This window comes from Ramlibacter monticola (assembly GCF_016722785.1).
Taxonomy (GTDB): Bacteria; Pseudomonadota; Gammaproteobacteria; order Burkholderiales; family Burkholderiaceae_C; genus Ramlibacter; species Ramlibacter monticola.
The window spans coordinates 224,536-243,017 of record NZ_JAEQNE010000002.1 but is presented as its reverse complement, the minus strand read 5'-3'; the positions used below and the strand labels follow the sequence as shown (position 1 = coordinate 243,017).

14 protein-coding genes are annotated in these 18,482 nt (G+C 68.8%); 10 read left to right on the top strand and 4 right to left on the bottom strand.

Annotated features, from left to right (window positions below):
• Positions 1 to 55: 55 nt before the first annotated feature.
• The 8 genes from JJ685_RS09100 to JJ685_RS09065 all read left to right on the top strand — a co-directional run bounded on the left by JJ685_RS09100 (position 56) and on the right by JJ685_RS09065 (position 9,244).
• Entirely contained in the window at positions 56 to 958 is a 903-nt protein-coding gene (locus JJ685_RS09100; RefSeq protein ID WP_201673935.1) for a response regulator, read from the top strand.
• 33 nt (positions 959 to 991) lie between these two features.
• The gene (locus JJ685_RS09095; RefSeq protein WP_201673934.1) at positions 992 to 2,158 is read left to right on the top strand and encodes a hybrid sensor histidine kinase/response regulator; all 1,167 of its coding nucleotides are present in this window, start codon (positions 992 to 994) and stop codon (positions 2,156 to 2,158) included.
• A gap of 74 nt (positions 2,159 to 2,232) precedes the next feature.
• Positions 2,233 to 3,861 (top strand): 3-(methylthio)propionyl-CoA ligase, encoded by a 1,629-nt coding sequence (locus JJ685_RS09090; protein ID WP_201673933.1) that lies wholly within the window; start codon positions 2,233 to 2,235, stop codon positions 3,859 to 3,861.
• A gap of 202 nt (positions 3,862 to 4,063) precedes the next feature.
• On the top strand, positions 4,064 to 5,299 hold the full coding sequence (locus JJ685_RS09085) for a branched-chain amino acid ABC transporter substrate-binding protein (protein WP_201673932.1): 1,236 nt from the start codon (positions 4,064 to 4,066) through the stop codon (positions 5,297 to 5,299).
• A 107-nt stretch (positions 5,300 to 5,406) separates the two neighbouring features.
• A complete protein-coding gene (locus JJ685_RS09080) occupies positions 5,407 to 6,354 on the top strand; it encodes a branched-chain amino acid ABC transporter permease (protein ID WP_201673931.1) in 948 nt (315 codons plus the stop codon).
• A gap of 4 nt (positions 6,355 to 6,358) precedes the next feature.
• Positions 6,359 to 7,657: a branched-chain amino acid ABC transporter permease gene (locus JJ685_RS09075; protein WP_201673930.1), complete on the top strand. Its 1,299-nt coding sequence runs from the start codon at positions 6,359 to 6,361 to the stop codon at positions 7,655 to 7,657.
• Positions 7,654 to 8,439, top strand: coding sequence for an ABC transporter ATP-binding protein (locus JJ685_RS09070; protein WP_330901734.1), 786 nt, complete (start codon positions 7,654 to 7,656; stop codon positions 8,437 to 8,439). Before JJ685_RS09075 ends, JJ685_RS09070 begins: the two co-directional genes overlap by 4 nt.
• A gap of 82 nt (positions 8,440 to 8,521) precedes the next feature.
• Complete coding sequence (locus JJ685_RS09065; protein WP_201673928.1) at positions 8,522 to 9,244, top strand: ABC transporter ATP-binding protein; 723 nt, start codon at positions 8,522 to 8,524, stop codon at positions 9,242 to 9,244.
• A gap of 23 nt (positions 9,245 to 9,267) precedes the next feature.
• Here JJ685_RS09065 and JJ685_RS09060 read toward each other — a convergent pair whose 3' ends face one another.
• The 4 genes from JJ685_RS09060 to JJ685_RS09045 form a co-directional block, all read right to left on the bottom strand.
• Positions 9,268 to 11,037, bottom strand: coding sequence for a hybrid sensor histidine kinase/response regulator (locus JJ685_RS09060; RefSeq protein ID WP_201673927.1), 1,770 nt, complete (start codon positions 11,035 to 11,037; stop codon positions 9,268 to 9,270).
• A gap of 42 nt (positions 11,038 to 11,079) precedes the next feature.
• The gene (locus tag JJ685_RS09055) at positions 11,080 to 11,790 is read right to left on the bottom strand and encodes a hypothetical protein (RefSeq protein WP_201673926.1); all 711 of its coding nucleotides are present in this window, start codon (positions 11,788 to 11,790) and stop codon (positions 11,080 to 11,082) included.
• Between the two features lie 212 nt (positions 11,791 to 12,002).
• Entirely contained in the window at positions 12,003 to 13,745 is a 1,743-nt protein-coding gene (locus tag JJ685_RS30250) for a hybrid sensor histidine kinase/response regulator (protein WP_201673925.1), read from the bottom strand.
• 42 nt (positions 13,746 to 13,787) lie between these two features.
• A complete protein-coding gene (locus tag JJ685_RS09045; protein ID WP_201673924.1) occupies positions 13,788 to 14,444 on the bottom strand; it encodes an N-acyl amino acid synthase FeeM domain-containing protein in 657 nt (218 codons plus the stop codon).
• 339 nt (positions 14,445 to 14,783) lie between these two features.
• On the opposite strand from JJ685_RS09045, the gene JJ685_RS09040 reads away from it, so the two are divergent.
• Both JJ685_RS09040 and JJ685_RS09035 read left to right on the top strand, forming a co-directional pair.
• Entirely contained in the window at positions 14,784 to 16,883 is a 2,100-nt protein-coding gene (locus JJ685_RS09040) for a 3-hydroxyacyl-CoA dehydrogenase NAD-binding domain-containing protein (RefSeq protein ID WP_201673923.1), read from the top strand.
• Positions 16,884 to 16,947: 64 nt separating this feature from the next.
• On the top strand, positions 16,948 to 18,459 hold the full coding sequence (locus JJ685_RS09035; RefSeq protein WP_269117394.1) for a M20 family peptidase: 1,512 nt from the start codon (positions 16,948 to 16,950) through the stop codon (positions 18,457 to 18,459).
• The last annotated feature ends 23 nt before the right edge of the window (positions 18,460 to 18,482 follow it).

Genomic DNA, 18,482 nt, shown 5'->3' with positions numbered 1-18,482 from the left:
CGTGCCGAAGGCACGCCCCCCGGACCGCCGCGCACACACCCTCGCGGAACCGGTGATGAGCGCCCTGGCGCTAAAGTTCGGGCTGGAACTGTTCATCGGTCGCCGCCGGGCGCAAGCCCCGCGCCGCAGCGTCCTCCAGCACTTCATGAAACACCGCTCCGGCAAGCCCGGTCCCGCGCCGCTCGCCGGCCGCCGCATCCTGCTCGCCGAGGGCGCGCAGGCGCTGGCTGACGCCCTGCGCCAGGGCGGCGCCGAGGTGGTTCCCGCCGGCGCCGCCGTGTTCGACGCCCTGCGCGCACACGAGGGCGTGGACGCCGTGATCCTGTCGCTGGAGACGCCCGGCCTCGACGGCCCCGCCGTCGCCCGCGCCATCCGCGCCGCCGGCGCGCCCTGGTCCGAAGTCCCCGTCGTGGCCGTGGCCACGCGTTCCGATGCTTCCGCCGAAGCGGCCCTGGCCGCCGCCGGCATCGACGGCTTGCTGCTCAAGCCCGTGGAGACGACTCTGCTGTACGAAACCCTCACCCGCTTCATGGCGTCCGGCGCCGCGCGTGCGCAGCGCGCCCAGCCGGCCGCGTCGGCCACCGCCACCTCCGTCGCCACCGAGGCCCTGCTGAACCTGCAGCGGCTGGAAAGCTACAGGCGCATCGGCATGCTGGACGACCTGGTCAACGACTACCTGCCGGAGATGGCCCGCCTGGTGGCCGCCGTCCACGACGCGGCGCGCGAGTCCGACGCGCAGGCCAGCCTGGCGGCGCTGCACTCGCTGCTGGGCATGAGCGGCGAGGCCGGCGCCCAGGGCCTGTACCAGCAGGTGCGCAAGCTGTATGTCCCGCTGCTCGAGCACGGGCAATGGCCCGCCGCCCCCGACTGGCTGCCCCAGCTGAACCAGCTGGCGCGTCGCACCGAAGAGGCCCTCAGGGCATACTGTTCTCAGCAGGCGCGCTCCAGCGCCTCTTGAAAGGGCGCGGGCCGCGCCCCTGAGGACGTTCGCATGCAGGTTCCCGATTTCGCCGGCGAAGTGCCGGCGATCCTTTTCGTCGATGACGAGCCCACCTCCCGCAAGTGGTTCGCCCGCGAGTTCGGCGACGAATTCCGCGTGCACACCGCCGGCGGCGCCGAGGAGGCTCTGAACATCCTGCGCGAACGCAGCCAGGAATTCGGCGTGCTGGTCACCGACTACCGCATGCCCGAGCGCGACGGCATGAAGCTGCTGCGCGCGGTGCAGCGCGATTTCCGCCACGTGGTCCGCCTGCTGGCGACGGCCTACGCCGAAAAGGACGTGGCGATCGCCGCCGTCAACCAGGGCAAGGTGCTGCGCATCCTGGAAAAGCCCCTGGACGGCGAAGCCACCCGCGAGGCGCTGCGCGAGGCCCTCCAGCTGTACCGGACCCAGGCCCTGGAGCGGGTCGTCAACGAGGGGCGGGTCGCCGCCCTGCGCGAGGCGCTCGGCTTCCTGGCCCACGAACTGAATACGCCGCTGGCGACCGTGCGGGGCTACGTCGCCTCGGTGGCGGCGCGGCATCTCCCGGCCGAACCGGGCAGCGAGCCCGGCGTGGCCCGCTTCTCGGAGGACCAGCCCGGCGAGCTCGTGACGGCGCTGGAACGCGCGGAGCGCCGCGCCCTCTACTGCCAGTCGCTGGTCTCCACCTTCGTGCAGTCGGCGCGCGACGCCTACCCGGACGCGACGCCGCAATCGATCACCGCCAGCAGCCTGGTCGAGGCGCTGCTGGACGAATTCCCCTTCGAGGAAACCGAGCGCGCCTGCGTCACGATGGACGTGCAGCACGACTTCCGCCTGCCGGGGCGCCGCGACCTGCTGTACCTCGTGCTGTGCACGCTGGCCAAGAACGCGCTGCTGGTCCTGCGCGGCCGCGAGGACCGCCACCTCTGGCTGGAGGTGGACCGGGACGAACAGGCGCCCGCCGGCAGGCGCTACTGGATCCGCGTGCGCGACAACGGCCCCGGCATCCCGCCGGAGGTGCTGGCCAAGCTCACGCGGGAGCCGGTCACCACGCGCGGCGGCAGCGGCGGCAGCGGCATGGGCCTCATGTTCTGCCAGCGCGTGATGCAGACGATCAACGGCTCGATCGAGGTGCAGTCCACGCTGGGCGAGGGCGCGTCGGTCACGCTGTTCTTCCAGCCGCACGCGCCGTCCTGAGGCTGCGCGCGACAGGCCGCGCCTGCGGCTCGGTATAGCATTCGCCCCGGAAGAACCACCGAGGAGAACCACCCATGCTGGGCCTGATGCAGAACCAACCGCTGCTCATTTCGGGGCTGATCGTGCACGCCGAACGCCACCACGGCGATGGCGAGATCGTGTCGCGACGCGTCGAGGGCGACATCCACCGCTATCGCTGGCGCGACGTCGCCCGGCGGGCCCGGCAGGTCGCCAACGCGCTCGACGGCATGAAGCTGCTGTTCTCCGACCGGGTGGCGACGCTGGCCTGGAACGGCTACCGCCACCTGGAGCTGTACTTCGGCGTCAGCGGCTCGGGCCGCGTGCTGCACACGATCAACCCGCGCCTGCATCCGGAACAGATCGCCTGGATCGCCAACCACGCCGAGGACCAGGTCCTGTGCTTCGACCTGAGCTTCCTGCCGCTGGTGCAGGCCGTCCACGCGAAGTGCCCCGGCATCCGGCAGTACGTGGCGCTGTGCGACGCCGACCGCCTGCCGGCCGGCAGCGGGATCCCGAACCTCGTGAGCTACGAGGACTGGATCGGCGGCCAGTCCACGGAGTACCAGTGGCCTTCGTTCGACGAGAACTCGGCTTCGAGCATGTGCTACACGAGCGGCACCACGGGCAATCCCAAGGCGGCCCTCTACAGCCACCGCTCCACCATCCTGCATGCCTACGCCGCGGCGCTGCCGGACGTGATGTGCCTGTCGGCCCGCGACGCGGTGCTGCCGGTGGTTCCGATGTTCCACGTCAACGCCTGGGGCATCCCGTATTCGGCGGCGCTCACCGGCTGCAAGGTGGTGTTCCCCGGGGGCGCGCTGGACGGCAAGTCGGTGTACGAGCTGATCGAGGGCGAGCAGGTGACCTATGCGGCGGGCGTGCCGACGGTGTGGCAGATGCTGCTCGGGCACATGAAGCCGAACGGCCTGCGCTTCTCGTCGCTGAAGCGCACGGTGATCGGCGGCTCCGCCTGCCCGCCCGCCATGATCGACGCCTTCCGCGAGGACTACGGCGTCGACGTGCTGCATGCCTGGGGCATGACCGAGATGAGCCCGCTCGGCACGCTGTGCACGCTGAAGAACAAGCACCTCGCGCAGGGGCCCGAGGAGCAGATGAAGATCCGCCTCAAGCAGGGGCGCGCCATCTACGGCGTCGACATGAAGATCGTCGGCGACAACGGCGAGGAACTGCCCTGGGACGGCAGGACCTACGGCGACCTGTACGTGAAGGGCCCGTGGGTCGTGCGCGAGTACTTCAAGGGCGAGGGCGGCGACCCGTTGGTGGACGGCTGGTTCCCCACCGGCGACGTGGCCACCATCGACGCCGACGGCTACATGCAGATCACCGATCGCAGCAAGGACGTGATCAAGTCCGGCGGCGAGTGGATCAGCTCGATCGACATCGAGAACATCGCGATGTCGCATCCCGCGGTGCAGATGGCCGCCTGCGTGGGCATGCGCCACCCGAAGTGGGACGAGCGCCCCATCGTCGCCGTGGTGCGCAAGCCGGGCACGGAGCTCACGCGCGAGGAGCTGCTGAAGTTCTACGAAGGCAAGATCGCCAAGTGGCAGGTCCCGGACGACGTGGTGTTCGTGGACGCGATCCCTTTGGGCGCCACGGGCAAGATGCTGAAGACCCGCCTGCGCGAGCAGCTGAAGGACTACAAGCTGCCCTCCGCCTGACCCGGCTTCCCTCCCCCTGCGGGGGAGGGCCGCGGAGGGGGCTCTCTCCCGCTCCCGCCTGCGGGGGAGGGCTGGGGAAAGGGCAAGCGAACCCTGTCACTTTGGCGATAGCCCCGCTTCCTCTTTACGGGCATTCCCTGCCCCTTTCCACCTGCCAAAAACTGTACCCTCCGCGAGTCGTTGCATACCAAAGGAGCACGCAATGAAGCACACGCTGAGGGCCATTGCCGTCACCGCCATGGTCGTGGCCGCCGGCGCCGCGTACGCGCAGAAGGGCGAGACCGTGCGCATCGCGTTCATGGATCCCCTGTCCGGGCCGTTCGCCAACGTCGGCCAGAACCAGCTCAAGAGCTGGCAGTACATCGCCGAGCGCTATTCGGGCAAGAACGCGGCCGGCGTGAAATTCGAGGTGGTCGGCTTCGACAACAAGGGCTCCCCGCAGGAGAGCCTGAACACGCTGAAGGCCGCCATCGACCAGGGCTTCCGCTACGTCACCCAGGGCAACGGCTCCGGCGCCGCCACGGCCATCCTCGACGCGGTGGCCAAGCACAACGAGCGCAACCCCGGCAAGGAAGTCGTCTACCTCAACTACGCGGCGGTGGACCCGGCGCTCACCAACGAGAAGTGCGACTACTGGCACTTCCGCCTGGATGCCGACACCTCCATGAAGATGGAGGCGCTGACCTCCTTCATGAAGGAGCAACCCAAGGTCAAGAGCGTCTTCCTGATCAACCAGAACTACTCGCACGGCCACCAGGTCGCCAAGTACTTCAGGGACGCCATCGCGCGCAAGCGCCCCGACGTCAAGGTCGTCGGCGAGGACCTGCACCCGATCGGCAGCGTCAAGGACTTCGCCCCCTACGTCGCCAAGATCAAGCAGTCGGGCGCGGACACCATCGTCACCGGCAACTGGGGCCAGGACCTGACCCTGCTGGTGAAGGCGCTGAACGACGCCGGCCTGAAGATCCCCATGTACACCTACTACGCCGGCGTGACCGGCACGCCCACGGCGCTGGCGGCCGGCGGCGACAGCGAGGTCTACGTGGTCGCCTACGGGCACGCCAACCAGACCGGCGAGATGGGCCAGATCGGCCAGGAGTTCCTGAAGAAGTTCAACGACGACTACTACACCTATGCCACCTACAACGGCATCCAGCTGCTGTCGGCGGCCATGGCCAAGGCGAAGTCGACCGACCCGGTGAAGGTGGCCAAGTCGCTGGAAGGCCTGAGCGTCAAGAGCTTCGCCGGCGACGTGACCATGCGGGCGTCCGACCACCAGCTGCAGCAGGCCATGTACATCACCAAGTGGCAGAAGGCCAAGCCGGGTGAATACAGCGTCGAGAAGACCGGCTACACCTTCGTGCCGATCAAGCAGATGGACCCCTACGTGTCCTCCACGCCCACCAGCTGCCAGATGAAGCGGCCGTCGGCGGGCTGACGCGAAGGCGACGAACGAGGCCGGGACGGACGCGTCCCGGTTTTTTTTTGGCTGCCGCAGCCGGCAGAATGCGGGCCACGGGACAACGAGACCAAAGAATCGAGCGGATGGAGTTCTTCACCATATCGCTGCTGAACGGCATCAGCTACGGGCTGCTGCTGTTCATGCTCAGCTCCGGGCTCACGCTGATCTTCAGCATGATGGGCGTCCTCAACTTCGCCCACGCGAGTTTCTACATGCTGGGCGCCTATTTCGCGTTCAGCGCCACCCAGTTCCTGGGCTACTTCCCCGCGCTGCTGGTGGCGCCCCTCGTGGTGGGGGTGCTCGGCGCGCTGTTCGAGAAATACGCGCTGCGCCGCGTGCACAAGTACGGCCACGTCCCCGAACTGCTGATCACGTTCGGCCTGTCCTTCATCGTGCTGGAAATGGTGCAGCTGGTGTGGGGGACGAGCTCGGTGGACTACCGGGTACCGGCCCTCCTGTCGGGGCCGCTGTTCACGCTGTACGGCACGCAGTTCCCCCTGTACCGCGGCTTCATGATGCTGGTGGCGGTGCTGATGCTGGTGGCGATCTGGCTGCTGCTGACGCGCACGCGCATCGGGCTGGTGATCCAGGCGGCGCTGACCCACCCCGACACGGTGGAGGCGCTGGGGCACAACGTGCCGCGCGTGTTCATGCTGGTGTTCGGCGGCGGCGCGGCGCTGGCGGGGCTGGCCGGCGTGATCGGCGGCAATGCCTTCGTCACGGAGCCGGGCATGGCCGCCACGGTGGGCTCGGTGATCTTCGTGGTGGTGGTGGTGGGCGGCATGGGCTCGCTGGCCGGCGCCTTCGTCGCCTCGCTGCTGATCGGCATCCTGCAGACCTTCGCCGTCGGCGTGGACGCCTCGCTGATGGGGGCGCTGCAGGTCGCGGGCTGGAGCATCACGCCGCAGACCTTCGGCTACGCGCTGTGGAAGCTGAAGATCTCGCAGATCGCGCCCATCCTGCCGTACGTGTTCCTGGTGCTGATCCTGATCTTCCGGCCGAAGGGCCTCCTCGGCACCCGTGAGGGCTGAACGCATGGCGCGCACCAAGGACTATTACGAATTCAAGCCCTACAACGTCGCCCGGTGGACGATCTGGGGCGCGTTCGCGCTGCTGCTGCTGGTGGCGCCGCTGGTCTTCACCAGCAGCCTGGGGCACACCATGCTGTCGCAGATGGGCATCGCGATCATCGTGTGCCTCTCGTACAACATGATCCTGGGGCAGGGCGGCATGCTCAGCTTCGGCCATGCGGTCTATTCGGGCATGGGCTCCTTCCTGGCGATCCACACGCTCAACCTCGTGTCCAAGGGCGGCTGGGCGATCCCGGTCAGCCTCATCCCGATCGTCGGCGGCCTCTCCGGGATGCTGGTCGCGGTGCTGTTCGGGTACGTCACGACCAAGAAGGCGGCCACGCCGTTCGCGATGATCACGCTGGGCATCGGCGAGCTGGTCTGGGCCTCGTCGCTGATGTTCCCCGAGTTCTTCGGCGGCGAGGGCGGCATCTCCAGCAACCGGGTCGCCGGGCCCAAGCCCCTGGGCATCACCTTCGGGCCGCAGATCCAGCTCTATTACCTGATCGCCTTCTACACCTTCGTCTGCACCGCGGCCATGTTCGCCTTCACGCGCACGCCGCTGGGACGCATGCTCAACGCGGTGCGCGACAACCCGGAGCGGGTCGAGTTCGTCGGCTACGACACGCAGAAGGTGCGCTACATCGCCTTCATCCTGTCGGCCTTCTTCGCCGGGATCTCGGGCGGGCTGGCCGCCCTGAACTTCGAGATCGTGACCTCCGAGGTGGTGAGCGCGCCGCGCTCCGGCGCCTACCTGCTGTTCACCTTCCTGGGCGGCGCCACCTTCTTCTTCGGGCCCATCATCGGCGGCGTGCTGCTGGTGCTGGCCGGCGTGCTGCTGTCGGAGCTCACCAAGGCCTGGCTGCTGTACCTGGGCCTGATCTTCCTGTTCATGGTGATGTACGCGCCGGGCGGCATCGCCAGCCTGATCATGATGAACCTGCGCGTGGCCTCCTTCGGGCGGCTGAAGGAGCTGTGGGTCAGCTACCTCGCGCTGGCCTTCACGGCGCTGGTGGCGCTGCTGGGCGCGGCGGCGATCATCGAGATGGTCTACCACCTGCAGCTCAATGCGGCGCTGGGGCCGAAGCTGCAGTTCCTGGGCGCCAGCCTGGATGCCAGGGGCGTCGACAGCTGGTTCGGCGCCGCCTTCGTGATGCTCACCGGCGTGGCCCTGTTCGAGGTCGCCCGCCGCCACTACGTGCACCAATGGGACGAGATCCAGGAATTCATCGAAAAAGAGATGAAGCGGAGGGAAGCCTTGTGAGCGACGGCACCCCCATCGCGCTGGAACTGAAGGACGTGCGCAAGAGTTTCGGCCGCACCGAGATCATCCGCGGCTGCAGCCTGCAGGTGCAGCAGGGCGAGCGAGTCGCCGTGATCGGCCCGAACGGCGCCGGCAAGTCCACGCTGTTCAACCTGATCAGCGGCCGCTTCGCGCCCACCAGCGGGCAGGTGCTGCTCAATGGCCACCGCATCGAGGGCAAGAAGCCCTTCGAGATCAACCGCCTGGGCCTCTCGCGCAGCTTCCAGATCACCAACATCTTCCCCAAGCTGTCGGTGTTCGAGAACCTGCGCTGCGGCGTGCTGTGGAGCCTCGGCTACAAGTACACCTTCCTGCGCTTCCTGGCCGACCTCGACGACGCCAACGAGCGCGCCGAGCAGTTGCTGGAGATGATCCGCCTGCACAAGAAGCGCGACGTGCTGGCCGTGAACCTCACCTACGCGGAGCAGCGCGCGCTGGAGGTCGGCATCACCATCGCCGGCGGCGCCAACGTGATCCTGCTGGACGAACCCACCGCCGGCATGAGCCGCGCGGAGACCCGGCGCTTCATCGACCTGATCAAGGAAGTGACGGCGGGCAAGACCCTTCTGACCGTGGAGCACGACATGGGCGTGGTGTTCGGCCTCGCCGACAAGATCGCGGTGGTGGTCTACGGCGAGATCATCGCCTACGACACGCCCGAGAACGTACGGGCCAACCAGCGGGTGCAGGAAGCCTATCTCGGCTCCGTCATCGCCACGCAGCAGGCGGGGACGAGCACATGAGCCCCCACGCTCGTCACTGCGTGTACTCGCTGCCCCCCGAGGGGGCCTCAGCCTCCTTGAGGCGGCTCGGCGGAGGCTGACGATGCTCCAGATCGACAACCTGCATGCCTTCTACGGCAAGAGCCACGTGCTGCACGGCGTGCGCTTCGAGGTGGGCGAGGGCGAGATCGTGGCCCTGCTGGGACGCAACGGCTCGGGGCGTTCCACGACCGCCAAGGCGGTCATGGGCATGGTGGAATGCACCGGCGACGTGCTCTGGAAGGGGCAGCCCCTCGTGGGCCGCAAGCCCTACGAGATCGCCCACCTGGGCCTCGGCTACGTGCCGGAGAACCGGGACATCTTTCCCCGGCTCACGGTGCACCAGAACCTGATGCTCGGGCAGAAGGGAGCGCGCGCCAGGAAACAGGCAGCGAGCGCAGGCGCTCGCGGCCGCTGGAGCTTCGACGACATGTACGGCATGTTCCCGCGCCTGAAGGAGCGGCAGCACACGGAGGCCGGCGTGCTCTCGGGCGGCGAGCAGCAGATGCTGACCCTGTGCCGCACCCTGATGGGCGACCCGTCGCTGATCATCATCGACGAGCCGACCGAGGGCCTGGCGCCCAAGATCGTGGAGCTGGTGGCGGAATACCTGAAGACGCTGAAGTCGCGCGGGGTCTCGGTGCTGCTGATCGAACAGAAGCTCACCATCGCCCTGTCGATCTCCGACCGCGCCCTGGTCATGGGCCACGGCAGCATCGTGTTCCAGGGCACGCCCGAGACGCTGCGCGGGGACGCGTACATCCGCAAGGAGTGGCTGGAGGTCTAGCCTCCAGCCTCGGGCTCAGCGCTTCAGCGCTTCAGCGCCGGCTCGCGCCGGCGCGCTTCGGCGTGCTCCGGCGGCGGCTTCACGTCGAGGTTCAGCACCCGCGCCAGTTCCGCGCTGAGGACCTCCGGCTGGATCGGCTTGGTGAGGTAGCCGTTCATGCCCACCGCCAGGGCGCCCTCGCGCCAGGCCGGCAGGTCGTTGGCGCTCAGCGCCAGCACGGGAATCGTACGGGCCGGGGCCGGCCGCTCGCGCAGGGCGCGGGTGGCCTCGATGCCGCTGATGCCGGGCATCTCCATGTCCATCAGGATCGCCGCGGGCTGCGCGCCCTCGTCGATGATCTGCAGCGCCTCCTGGCCGTGCCGGGCCTCCAGCACGCGCAGGTCCAGTTCGCGCAGGCGGGCCTTGACGATGGCGCGGTTGAACGCGCTGTCGTCCACCACCAGCACGGTGCGGCCGCCGAAGCTGACCGGCGGGGCCGACGGCAGGTTCTCCGGTGCCATGGCGGGCAGTTCGGCGCCCGCGGGCGCGGGCGGGAAGCTGAGGGTGAATTCCGTGAACCGGCCCAGTTCGGACTCGCAGCGGATGTCGCCGCCGAACGCGCGCATGGCGCGCCGGCAGAACGCCAGGCCCAGGCCCGTGCCCTCGGTCTTGCCGAAGGAATGGAATTCCTCGAACAGCTCCGGCAGGCGCTCGGGCGCGATGCCGGGGCCGGTGTCGCGCATCACGATGCGGTGCACCGGCGCGTTCTCCACCGAGATCGTGATGCTGGCGTCCGGATGCAGCGGCAGGTAGTACAGCGCGTTCTTCAGCAGGTTGAACAGGATCAGCACGCAGGCCGTCTCGTCGCCGAGGAAAAGGAAGTCCCCGGCCACCTGCACCTGCACGCGCGAACGCTGCTCGGCGCTTTCGAAGGCGTATTCGTGCATCGCCTTCTGCACGCACATCGCGGCGGAAAGCACCGCGAAGCTGCCGCTGTCCAGGGTCTTGCCGTTGACCTGGTTCAGCGTCAGCGTGATGGCCTGCAGGCCCCGGTGCGCCGCGTTCGTGCCCTGGGCCAGTTCGCGCACCACGGCATCGATCTGCTGCCGTGGGACGGGGACGATGTCGCCGCCGCCAGTGCGCGGCAGCAGCGATTGGGCCGTGCGCATCGCATGCTGGACCTGCGCGAGCGGGTTGCGCACCTCGTGGGCGATGGAACCGGCCAGCCCGGAGTACAGGCGGCGCAGTCGCTCGAGCTCGGCGCGGCGCTCGATGTACTTGGAAATGCTGCCACCGGCGACCAGGACCAGGCACAGGGGGACCCACCAGTAGAGGAATTCCAGCGGGAATTCCGACGCCGGGTTCGTCGCCAGGAAGTACGCCGCCGCCCCGCCGTAGCCCGCCACGATCATCACCACGGTGTTGCGCCAGTCGGTCAGCAGGATCACCAGCATGGCGCCCAGCATCATGTTGACGACGGTGTTGGGGGCGCCGCGGTTCTCCAGCAGCGACAGCGGCATGAAGAAGGCGAGGCAGTAGAAGACGGTGAAGTAGGAGTAGGGCAGGTAGTAGCGCGCCACCGGTGCCGGCCACCAGCGCCGCAGCGCCACGAGCAGGCAGGTGAGGATCGCGGGCAGGCGGAACCAGACGTCGTCCCAGCGCGGTGGGAGCTTGCCGGTGAGCCGCACCAGGTAGAGGGCCGAGAGCGCCACCACCCCCAGCACGCCGATCCATCCGAGCAGGGACGGATTGGTTTCGTGGTGGAAGCGATAGGACCGCGAAAGTCCGCGGATGAAGCGTTTGATGCGTTCCATGGTCAGTTCCCTCCCGCGTGACCTGCTTCAGCCCTGCATGGCCTAGACCGGGACGGCCGCCGCCAGTGCAGGTTCCCTCCTCGTGACCGGGACGTGCGGGCGCGCGACGTGCACGGGCAGGTGCAGGGCGGCGGCCACGTCCGCCAGGCGCCCATGCACCAGTGCGTAGGGGGCTCCGCTGGCGCCGCTGGCGGTGAGGACCGTGCGCATGCCGACGCGGCGCCACAGGCGGGCCATGGCCAGCGTCGTGGTGGCGTGGAGGTGGCGCATGTCTTCCCGCTGCATCAGGTTCTCCAGGATGACGGTCAGGCAGTCCAGCAGCAGGTCCGGGCGACGGTCGCGGGGCTCCATGATGACCCGGCCGACTTCCCAGCTGCCCTCGCCGAGGATCGAAGGGTCGAAGGGGATCTGCTCCATCAGGCGCTCGGCGCCGGTGAGGCCGTGTCCGGTCGGCACGATGCGCAGGCTGGCGAGCGGGCGGCCCTCGCGGTACACCGCGGTCACGACGCCGAGGTCGTCGCGGGTCTGTTCGAAGGGAGCGAGGCCGAGGCCGAGGTCCTGTTCGACGAGGAAGGCCGCATGGCGACGCAGGCCGGCGATGGCCTGGCGTTCACGGGGGGTGCGCAGCACCTTGAAACGCAGGCCGTCGACGTGGCTTCCCTGGTCCGGGTCGAGACCGGCAAGCGGCAGCAGCAGGGGCTCGTCAAGCCATTCGGAATGCTGTGCCGTCGGGAAATTAGCCATCGTCGTCATTCTGGATCCTCCTTGGAATTGGTATGGTTGTCGTGCTGCCAGATATTGCGAAAAAGCGCACAGACTCCAGCATGCCAAGAATGCTGGAGGATGACCATGCCACCGAAGGTTCCTTAAGGAATTCGACTAGGGGAAACGGCCCGTAGCGATGCGTAAACGAGTCTGACCAGAGAAGGAGTGTGGAGTTTCGACGCGGGGCGCCATCCATTTCCCTAGGTTCCCGAGGACAGGAGGGACGGCTCGCGGAGGCCGGAAGCGTGCCTCAGCACGCGCCCGAGTTCGGCCTGCAGCAGCTCAGGCTGCAAGGGTTTCGTCAGGTAGGCGTCCATGCCGGCGGCCAGCGCCTTCTCGCGCGACGCGGGCAGGTCGTTCGCGCTCAGTCCCAGTACTGGGATCGCGTTGAGGGGCGCGGGCCGCTCGCGCAGCGCGCGGGTGGCGTCCACCCCGCTGAGCCCCGGCATCTGCACGTCCATCAGGATCGCAGCCGGACGGGCCCCTTCGTCGAGCAGCCGCAAGGCCTCGTGGCCGTGATGGGCTTCGAGCGCCTGCACACCGAGTTCCCCCAGCCGGGCCTTCACGATCGTGCGGTTGAAGGCGCTGTCGTCCACCACCATCACCGTGCGGCCGGACAGGCACACCGGACCGGCGGGCGCCGCGGCCGGCGCGTCGTTAACGGCGGGGATCTGGATCCCGGCCTCCAGCAGCGGGAAGCCCAGCGCGAACTCGGTGAACTGGCCGGGCACCGAGCGGCAGCCGATCCCGCCCCCGAAGGTCTGCATGACGCGGCGGCAGAAGGCCAGCCCGAGGCCTGTCCCCTCGGTCTTGCCCGCCGACCGGAACTCCTCGAACAGCCGCGCCATCACCTCCGGCACGATGCCCGGACCGGTGTCGTGCACCAGCACCCGCGGCGCGCTGCCGCCCTCGACGGTGATCGTGATCGTCTCGTCCGGATGCAGGGGCACGTAATAGAGTGCGTTCTTCAGCAGGTTGAACAGCACCAGCACGAAAGCCGTTTCGTCGCCCCGGAAGCTGAAGTCCTGCAGGACGCGGACGCTCACGCGATCGCGCTCCTGAGGACTTTCGTACGCATATTCGTCGACCGCCTTCTGCACGCAGCGGGCCGCGGAGAGCAGCGTGAAGCGGCTGGTGTCGATGGCCTTGCCGCTGAGTTCCTGCAGCGTCATCGTGATCGCCTGCAGGCCCCGGGCCACGGCATGCCGGCCCTGCTGCACCGCCTGCGACAGGTCGCCGATCTGCTGGCGCGAGGGCGTCCCGCCGGCGGCGTGCCCCGCCCGCGCCAGGTAGGCGTCGATGGTGTCGAAGGTGTGCTGCACGTGCGACAGGGGCGTGCGCATCTCGTGCGCGATCGAACCGGCCAGGCCGGAATAGAGGCGGCGCATGCGTTCGAGCTCGGCGCGCTTCTGGCCGTAGTGGGTCAGCGCGCCCGCCACCACGACCAGGATCGAGCCGCCCGCCGCGATCATGAATTCGGGCGGCAGCGGCGTGCCGGGGACCGTGAACGCGAAGGCCGCGCTGGCCGCCGCGTAGCCCACCACCAGCATCGTCACCGTGTTGCGCCAGTCGGCCAGCAGGATGATGATGATCGCCCCGACCAGCATGTTCACCACGCCCGGCGTGCCGCCGTGGTTCCTGAGCATCGTGTACGACAGCAGGAAGGACAGGCAGTAGAAGACGGTGAGATACGAGTAGCCGATGTAGCAGCGCTTCAGGCCCGCGGGCCAGAAGCGCCGCAGGGCCAGCAGCAGGCAGAGCAGGGAGGCTAGCAGCCGCAGGTGCAGGTCGTCGTAGGTGGGCAGCAGCCCCGAGCTGCGGCGCGCCAGGTAGAACAGCGGAAAGGCGATGAAGCCGAAGACCCCGATCCATTCCAGGAGCGGCCGCTCCATGTCGTGGTGGGCGCGGTAGCGCTCGTAGAAGCCTTCGATGATCCGTCGCACCGCCCCTCCCAGAGCCCCCCGGTTCCTGCCGAGTTATCGGCTTTACTGTAGCACCGCGGCTTCCGGCTGCTCCATCGGCACCCTGAGGGCCCGTGCCACATCCGCGACACGCCCGTGAATCAGTGCGGCCTCCGTCCCCCCGGGGGTGAGCTTCCTGGCATGGGTGGAGAATCCGAAGCGCCGGTACAGGCGCGCCATGAGCATGTGGCAGGAGGCGTGGAAATGGGCCACGTCGGCGTGTTCCAGCAGTTCCATCAGCGACATCGCCATGCAGCGCGGCAACAGGTCGGCGCGCCGGTGCTCGGGCGCCATCACCAGGCGGCCGACTTCCCAGTTGTCCGATTCGAGCACCTCGGTGCCCATGGCGACGTCCGCCCACCAGCGTTCCGTGAGCGTCACGCCGTGGCCGCCGGGGATGAAGCGGATCGTGCCGATCGGCATCCCGCCTTTCAGGATGGCCATGACGATCCCCAGGTCGTCCTTGACCTTGTCCAGGGCGACCATGCCCGGGTCGACCTGGTATTCCGAGCCGACGTCGGCGTATTGCCGAAGCGGCTCGATCATCAGGCGTTCGGTCGCCGTCTTCAGGACCCGGACCGTGAGTCCCCCGAGGGCCGGAACCGCGGGCGTGCCGACGCCGGGCCGGCCGTAGCCGGCATGGACGAGTGCCTCGCGGTCGAGGTTGGGGGTAAAAGCCATGAGATTCCTCCGTGAGTTGCTTATCTGTGTTGCCGCCCCACTGCGCCCGGCGGCTGGGCCCCCGGACCGGGAAGGACCGGAGCTGAAACACTAGCATGGGCCCTCCCGGCGCAAGGCTCAAGCCCTTCGCCCCCGCCCCGGTTTGGGGAAAGCCCCATAGCGTGCTGGCCGACCCGTGGCAGGCGCATGCGCTGCGGCCCCGCTGGAATTGCCCGCTGCGTTGTGATAGACCCTGTGCTTCTTGTCCCGGCCGGGACATGGCCGTCGCGATCGCCCGGACACCCCCCCTAGAATCGCCGACGCGAACGACCGTTCTATTCACATCCGGAGGAAGCCAGCATGAGCGCTGAATACAAGGTCCACGGCGACGTGGCCGTGATCGCGATGAACAACCCGCCGGTGAACGGGCTGGGCCACGCCACCCGCATCGCGATCGCTGCGGGCATCGACCAGGCGAATGCGGACCCGGCGGTCAAGGCCATCGTGCTCACCGGGGCGGGCAGGGCCTTCTCGGGGGGCGCCGACATCAAGGAGTTCGGCACGCCCAAGGCGATCCAGGAGCCCAACCTGCTGTCGGTCATCCTCGCCTGCGAGAACTCGTCCAAGCCCATCGTGGCGGCGGTCCATTCGGTGGCCATGGGAGGCGGCCTGGAACTGGCGCTCGGCTGCCATTACCGCATTGCCGCGCCGGGCGCCAGCATCGCGCTGCCCGAAGTCAAGCTGGGCCTGATCCCCGGCGCCGGCGGCACGCAGCGCCTGCCGCGCGTGGTGGGCGTCGAGCCGGCACTGAACATGATCGTGAGCGGCGAGCCGGTCAAGAGCGAGATGCTGGCGAAGCTGCCGGGGCAGAAGCTGTTCGACCGCATGGCGGCCTCGCCGGAGAGCCTGCTGGAGGAGGCGATCGCCTTCGCGCGCTCGGTGGCCGACGCGCGCCCGCTGCCCCTGGTGCGCAACCTGCCGTGCCGGCACCCGCTGGGCGACGCCTACTTCGGCTTCGCGCGCAACATGGTCAAGGGCATGGCGAAGAACTTCCCGGCGCCGGCGAAGTGCGTCGATGCCGTCGAATCGGCGACGAAGAAGAAGTTCGACGACGGCCTGGCCGCCGAGCGCGAGACCTTCATGGCGCTGATGCTCACGCCGGAGAGCCGGGCGCTGCGCCACCTGTTCGTGGCCGAGCGCGCCGCCTCCAAGATCGCCGACGTGCCGGAGGACACGCCGCAGCGCAAGATCGAACGGGTGGCGGTGATCGGCGCCGGCACGATGGGGGGCGGCATCGCCATGAACTTCCTCAACGCCGGCGTCCCGGTGATCCTCCTCGAGATGAAGCAGGAAGCCCTGGACCGCGGCGTCGCCGTCATCCGCAAGAACTACGAGGCGCAGGTCAAGAAGGGCAAGCTCAAGCCCGAGAAGTACGACGAGCGCGTGGGCCTTCTGAAGACGACCCTCTCCTACGACGACATCAAGGACGCCGACCTCGTGATCGAGGCCGTGTTCGAGGAGATGGGCGTCAAGCAAAAGGTGTTCGAGAAGCTCGACGAGGTGATGAAGAAGGGCGCGATCCTGGCGAGCAACACCTCGACGCTCGACGTCAACCGGATCGCGGCCTTCACCAAGCGGCCCGAGGACGTGATCGGCCTGCACTTCTTCAGCCCGGCCAACGTCATGAAGCTGCTGGAGGTGGTGCGCGGCGGCAAGACCGGCAAGGACGTTCTCGCCACCGTGATGGCCATGGCCAAGAAGATCCGCAAGACGGCGGTCGTGTCCGGCGTCTGCGACGGCTTCATCGGCAACCGGATGATCGAGCAGTACAGCCGCCAGGCCGGCTTCCTGCTGGACGAGGGCGCCACGCCGCAGCAGGTGGACAAGGCGATCGAGAAGTTCGGCTTTGCGATGGGCCCGTTCCGCATGGGCGACCTGGCCGGCAACGACATCGGCTGGGCGATCCGCAAGCGCCGGGCGCAGGAGCGCCCCAACATGCTTTACAGCAAGACGGCCGACAAGCTGTGCGAGCTGGGCCGCTTCGGCCAGAAGACCGGCGCCGGCTGGTACGACTACAAGGAAGGCAAGCGCGACGCCATCCCATCCAGGCTGGTGGAGGACATGATCGCCGACCACCGCAAGTCGCTGGGTGTCGAGCCGCGCAAGATCTCCGACGACGAGATCGTGCAGCGCCTGGTGTTCTCGCTGGTCAACGAGGCCGCGCGCATCCTGGAGGAGGGCATCGCCGCCCGCGCGAGCGACGTCGACATGGTCTACATCACGGGCTACGGCTTCCCGATCCACCGTGGCGGCCCGATGCTCTACGCCGACCAGGTGGGCCTGTTCAACGTGGTGCAGGCGATGAAGCGCTTCCAGAAGAACCCGCGCGACGACGCGAAGTTCTGGGAGCCGGCGCCGCTGCTGCTCAAGCTGGCGGCGGAAGGCAAGACCTTCAACTGACGGTCCACGGCCCCGCGTGCGGGGCGACGGACCGTCCTCCCCGCGCAGGCGGGGTCCGGATCGGCTGTCGCCCGCGCAGGCGGGGATCCAGGCCCGCCCCATGATCAAGCGCGCAGTCCTCGTCCTCGCCGCACTCGTGCTGCTGCTGGCCGCTGTCCTGGCGGCCAACACCCTGCGCCAGGGCTCGCGCCAGCTCGACGTCCCGCCCGCGCCTCCGCTGGCGGTCGATGCGCAGGCGGTCGCGGAGAAGCTGGCCGGCGCGGTGCGCCTGCGCACCATCGCAAGCCGGGAGGACCCCTCGCTCAACGCGGACGAGTTCCGCCGGCTGCACGCCTGGCTGGAGCAGCGCTTCCCGCTGGTGCACGCGCGCCTGCAACGCGAGGTCGTCGGCGGGTTGAGCCTGCTCTATACGTGGCGCGGCAGCGACCCCAACGCGAAGGCGGTCGCCTTGCTGGCCCACCAGGACGTGGTGCCCGTCGCGCCCGGCACCGAGGCGGCCTGGCAGGCGCCGCCCTTCGCGGGTGTCGTCAGGGACGGCTTCGTCTGGGGGCGCGGCGCCTGGGACGACAAGGGGAACCTGGTCGCGCAGCTCGAAGCGATCGAGATGCTGCTGGGCTCGGGCTTCCAGCCCCGCCCGACCGTGTACCTGGTGTCCGGCGCCGACGAGGAAGTTTCCGGCGAGCGCGGCGCGCAGCAGGTGGTGAAGCTGCTGCAGCAGCGGCAGGTCCGCCTCGACTTCGTGCTCGACGAAGGGCTGGTGATCACCGAAGGCATGGTCCCGGGCGTGCAGGCGCCCGTGGCGCTGGTCGGCACGGCGGAGAAGGGCTACGCGTCCTTCCTCCTCAAGGTCAGGACGCAGGGCGGACATTCCTCGCTGCCGCCGGCCCCGGGCGCCAGCGCCATCGCGCAGCTGGCCGAGGCGCTGCGGCGGCTCGACCGCGAGCAGTTGCCCGCCGCGCTCGAGGGCGTCGCGCGCGAGATGTTCGAGACCACGGCGCCGGAGATGCGCGGTTTCCAGCGGGTCGCGCTCTCGAACCTGTGGCTGTTCGGCCCGCTGGTGCGGGCGCAGCTGGAGAAGACGCCGGGCAGCAATGCGATGCTGCGCACCACCACGGCGCTCACCGTGCTGCGCGCCGGCGAGAAGGAGAACGTACTGCCGGCCGAGGCGGAAGCGGTGCTGAACTTCCGCATCCTGCCGGGCGAGTCGCGCGCCAGCGTCCGGCAGCACGTGCAGGCCCGGGTGGGCGAGGGCTTCTCGGTCGAGGAACTCCCCGGCGGCTACGAGCCCACGCCGGTCACCTCCACGCGCTCCGCGTCCTACCAGCAGATCCAGCGCACGCTGCGCTCGCTGTTCCCCGAGGTCGTCGTGGCGCCGGCCCTCTACGTCGCCGGTTCCGACTCGCGGCTGTTCGTGCCCATCGCCGACCACATCTACCGTTTCTCGCCCGTGCGCGCCCGGTCCGAGGACCTGCAGCGCCTGCACGGCACCAACGAGCGCATCGCCGTCGCCGCGCTGGCCGACATGGTGCGCTTCTACCATCAACTCCTGCGCAACCTCAACGCGCCCACCGCCTGATCCGAACCCTCACGAAAGGCCTC